Source organism: Nocardia neocaledoniensis (genome assembly GCF_029868625.1).
Classification (GTDB): Bacteria; Actinomycetota; Actinomycetes; order Mycobacteriales; family Mycobacteriaceae; genus Nocardia; species Nocardia neocaledoniensis_A.
Genome location: NZ_JARWOJ010000192.1, coordinates 1 through 4,671, shown reverse-complemented (window position 1 = coordinate 4,671; position 4,671 = coordinate 1). Strand labels below are relative to the sequence as shown.

Below are 4,671 nucleotides of genomic sequence, written 5' to 3'. Positions count from 1 at the left end.
CTGCAGGTAGTCGAAGCGGCGGCCGTCGGGATGCAGTTCCACCAGGTGGACCTCGGCGGTGTTCTCCGCGATGGGGGTGATGCCGACGCAGTGGGTGGTGTCGGCCGGTAACGCGGTGATCGCGGCGGCCAGCGGTTCGAGTGTGATTCCGGCCTGCGGGGTCACCAATCGCAGCGCGTCCTCAGCGCTGCGTGTGACGTAGTAGGCGTATTCGAACGCCGCGATCACACCCGCCAGAGTCGTGGTGTCCCCGGCCCCGGCTGTCACGGTGCGTGCGCTCAGTCCGGCGCAGGCTCGCTCGGTTGCAGCGACCGTCGAGGTGGGAGTGATCGAGGCCGTGGGTGTTGCAGAGGCGGCCGCGTCGGTGGGGTCGCTACCCGGCATGTCCACCGCGACCGCAGCGACCGCGCCGGTGAGGATGCCGGCGGCGGCGCTCAGCGCGACGACGCGCAACCGGCGCGCCGGTCTGGCTCGGCGGTGGACGTGCTCGCCGAGCCGCCGTGGCTCCTCTGGATCGGGTTGTGGATCTGCTGGTTTGTTGAGCCAGTCGAGGCCGTGGTCGCGGCTCAGGTCGTCGGTGGGCATGTTGTTCACCTCCTCGCTCGGTCGGGTGGATCGGTTGGTGGTTGGGCCCTTCGGAGCACGCCGCTGGGAAGAGCCACTGATCAGGGGGAAGGAACAGGGCTCGACGTGCTCCGAAGGGGTCTAGGGGGTGCGCACCGACGTACTGGTCGTGGCCGACGACGAACCAGACTGCGTGGCAGTGGGCTTCGCTGGTGTGGACGTGGGAGCCGGGTACGTCATCGATGGCGTCACGGTGGCGGTGAGGTCGTGGGCGATCGCGGTGAACCAGGCGGTGGTCGCGGCCAGCGGGGTGTCACCGTCGGTGGTGACCGAGACGGTGCTGTAGCTGCTGCGTCGCCCGGTGGCGTCGCTGTATTGGGCGGTCGCCGAGGTGGTGTAGAGGTCTTGGGGTTCGGTGATGGTGGAGATGATGGCCTCGAACGCGTCGTTGACCCAGGTACTGATCGACTGCGGCGGTACCAGATCCACCACGGCATCGGCGACTTTCGTCCCGAGCACCGCGACCGCGGCGGCAGGATTCGACAGCCCCACGGCGGCCAGTTCGGCGATGGTCGTGGCGGTGAACACCTTCTGGGCCACTGACACCACGGCGTTCAGCCCGATCGTGCCGATCTTGAACAACGCCGAGAGCGCGTCGGACTCGGTCGGTGTGGTCGCAGTCGGCGAGGAGGCCGCAGCAATGCGCTGACCAAGAGTCTGGGTGGGGGTGTAGGACAGCTGGTCCAAGCTGGTGCCGGAGATGTCGTCGTTGACGACGCCGACCGCGGTGGTGAACGCGGTCGAGGCCAGGGCTTGGGCGACAGTGGCGATCGCGGTGACCGGGTCCTTGCCCTCGGTTCGGGCGGTGATGTTGGTGACCGCGGTCAGCAACGGGCTCCCGGCCTGGACATCACACGTCGCGTCCCCGGCGACGCACAGATCAGCCACCCGCCCGATCAGCGAGCCGTAGTTCGCCGGGGTCGCGCTGGCGGCGATTCCGGCGCCGGAGAGCCCGACGTTGGTCAGCTCGATCTTGGCCACCTCGGTTCCGGACGTGCCCGGCGCTGCGGCCGGGACCGCAGCGTTGTCCGTGCCGGGTAGAGCGCCGGTCGCGGCTCGGCGCGCCGGGTTGGCCAGCAGCGCCACCGCGGCGACCTTGTCGGCCGGGACCCGCGACTGACCGTTCCCGGCCTCCTCCGCGAAGGTTGCTGCTGCGGCGGCGCCTTGGGCGTATCCGGCGACCGCGATCTGGGTCGTGGGGCATCGGTCGATGACCTCGGTGGCGCGCTGTTCGATCTGCTCGGCTGCGGCGGTCACCGCGGCGGGATAGTTCGTCGTGTTCACCTCGGCGCCGACAACGATGTAGGACCGCTCGCTCACCGCGCCCACGGCGGCACCCAGCCGGCCGAAAGCCTGACCCAGCACCCCGGTGTCACCGGTGTCGACAGAGGTCGCAGCACCTTCCTCTCCACTCTGGACACCCAGCATGTACAACGCCGGACAGGCTGCGGTCGCGGGTTCGCGCGAGGTAGACGTTGGTGCCGGTGCGCTGGTGTCGGCCAGGGCTGGGGTGGTCCCGATGACGGTCACGGTCAGCCATGTGGCCGCGAGCGCGAGGGCTGTGCGCCCAGTGGTGTGGTTCATCGGTTTCGACTCCCATTCGTTGTCGAGACGGTGGCCTTGCCTGCCCCCACCGGAGGGGGTGGTGCGGGCAGGCCGGTCAGCTGGTCGGGTTCGCGCCGTGATGGCGCGGTGGGCGGGCGAATCCGGTACGGAATGCGGTGAGGACGTCGGGGACTCCGAGGTCGGCCGCGCCGAGGTGGGTGACGTCGAATTCCGACCAGGACACGGCCACGTCGCGGGAGGTGTATTCGGCGAACAGTGCGCGTCCGGACTCGATCGGCACCAGCCCGTCGAGCAACCCGTGATACAGGTGGATCGGAACCAGTGGTGTTGTGGTGCCGAGGTTTTCGTGAGTGAGGATGTAGTGCCAGACCGGGTCGTTCCAGGGGTCCGGACGCTCACACCAGGCCGCCAGCGGGGAGAGAAACTCCACCAGCAACGCAGCCACGTCGGCTTCCGATGCCGCGCGCACCGCGCGGACACCGACGTCGGTCAGCAGGTGATCGACCGGCAGATGCGCATACGCGCGCGCCAACCCGACCATGCCCGCGAACGCCAGCCCCGACCACGGGCCACCGTCGAGGGTGGTGATCAGGGAGGCTGGATCGCGGATCACCGCGCCGGCGGCGACGGCGCGCAGGTCGAGCTCGGGGGCGTAGGCGGGCTGGTACTCGGCGGCCGCTGCAGCGACCCGGCCACCATCGGCGTAGCCCCACACCGCGACCGGCGCCTCGAGTTTCGGCTCGTCGGACTGCGAGTTGATCGCGCGTGCCAGGTCCAACGCTGCGTGGGCGCCGGCCTTCTTGGCCAGCCAATGATGCGGGCCGAGCCCGTCGATGCCCAAGCCCACCCCGTCAGGGACCGCGACCCGCCAACCCTGCACGAGCGCGGCGGCGATGCTGCTGGTGTCGGGTTCGTTCCCGTCGACCAGCAGCTCCGAGGGCGCGCAGCGGCCACCCAGACCGTGAAAGGTCGGGCAGTACACCACCACCGGGGTCGTCCCCGAGATCGCGTTGTCGGTCGCGGCGCTCGGTTCCAGCACGATGCCCGAGGCGGGCACCGAGATACCGAAGGTGGTCTTGGTCGTGTAGATCACCTGCCAGGCGCGCCGCAGGCCAGCGATGTGGGGCACCATGACCTCACGGGTGCGCAGGATCGTTCCCGGGCTGTCGAATCCGATCACGGTGTTGGCGCGGAACGGATCTGCTCCGGTGCCGGTCATGACCGCGATCCCGCGATGTCGTGGGCCAACGCCGTCATCCAGGCGATACCCGAGTTCAACTGCCCGGTCAGGGCGTAACCGTTGTGGCGTCCGACCGTGTCGGCGAACCGCAACCACGTCACCGGGTTGATCAGCTCCGTGTTCTCGGCAGCGAGCTGGCCCCAGGCTCCAGAGAGCTGGGAAAGCAATCTGGGCAACAGCACCAGTGGGTTCGCGGCGACCGTTGCGGCGATCGCGTTCCACCGTGCCGCCGCGGCACCGGGATCCGGGACTTGTGTGCGGGGGTCACCGGCATCGACGAGCCGCTGTCCCAAACCCACCTGGGGCGCGTAGTCGACCGTGCCGTCACCGAGGTGGAAGTCGTGCAGGATCACGGTGTTCCAGGCCTCGCCGAGCGCCGAGGAGAACGCGTCGCCCAGCGTGGACAAGGCTGCGGCGGGATTGGTCAGATCCGCCTGAGCGAAGAGCTGCGCACCCAACCGCAGAACCGAGGCCTGGCCGGGCGCCGAGCAGGCGAGGTCGCCGTCGCTGCAGATATCGGCAACCCGGCCGACGAGGGCTCCATAGCCGTCGCCGGTAGTCGCGATCCCCGCACCGCCCGCCGGGGCCGCGAGAACCTGCACGCCCGATACCGCCGCACCGGACGTACCGGGTGCGGGATCGGGCACGGTTTGCCCCGGCCGACCGGGGAAGACCGGTTCGAGTTCGCCACGATCCGGGTTGGCATACAACGCGATCCCCGCCACGCGGTCGGCCGGGACGGGCCCGCTGCCGGCGCCGACGTCGCGGGCGAAGCTCGCCATTGCCTGGGCGCCCTGGCTGTAACCGACACCGGCGAGCATCGTGTCCGGGCACGCCTCGATGACTTGTTGCGCCGCTGCGTCGAGGTTGGCCCGGGCACCCGATACCGAAGACACATACGGGTCGGAGCCCCCGCCGGGGACGATGCCACCGAATCCCGCGTCGTAGCCGATGTAGGCGCGCTGTACGAGGGCAGGTACCGCATTCACGACCGGCCCGATCAAGGATCCGACGACGCCGGTGTCGGCAAGCGGGTCGGCGGTTGGCGAGGACTGCCCGGTGCCCTGAACACCGAGAATGAACAGAGCTGGGCACCCGTTGATCGGCACCGCGACCGCGGGAGGCGCCGGTGCGACCGTGGTGAACAGCGCTGCCCCCACCGTCGCGGGGGGGGGGGCCCCCGCCCCCGCGGGGGGGGGCGGGGGGGGGGGGGGGGGGCGCACCGTGGGGGGCGGGTTGGG

At 70.2% G+C, this 4,671-nt stretch carries 3 protein-coding genes and 1 pseudogene; all 4 read right to left on the bottom strand.

The annotated features are described in order from the left end of the window. A pseudogene (locus QH270_RS14040) lies at positions 1-585 on the bottom strand (hypothetical protein); the annotation flags it as partial. 120 nt (positions 586-705) lie between these two features. Next, positions 706-2,208 carry a cutinase family protein gene (locus QH270_RS14035; RefSeq protein ID WP_280341852.1) on the bottom strand — a complete coding sequence of 501 codons (1,503 nt, stop codon included), beginning with the start codon at positions 2,206-2,208 and terminating at the stop codon, positions 706-708. 76 nt (positions 2,209-2,284) lie between these two features. Beyond that, entirely contained in the window at positions 2,285-3,409 is a 1,125-nt protein-coding gene (locus QH270_RS14030; protein WP_280341850.1) for a lipase family protein, read from the bottom strand. Next, positions 3,406-4,419 carry a cutinase family protein gene (locus QH270_RS14025; RefSeq protein WP_280341847.1) on the bottom strand — a complete coding sequence of 338 codons (1,014 nt, stop codon included), beginning with the start codon at positions 4,417-4,419 and terminating at the stop codon, positions 3,406-3,408. The genes QH270_RS14030 and QH270_RS14025 overlap by 4 nt, the downstream gene beginning before the upstream one ends. Between the last annotated feature and the right edge of the window lie 252 nt (positions 4,420-4,671).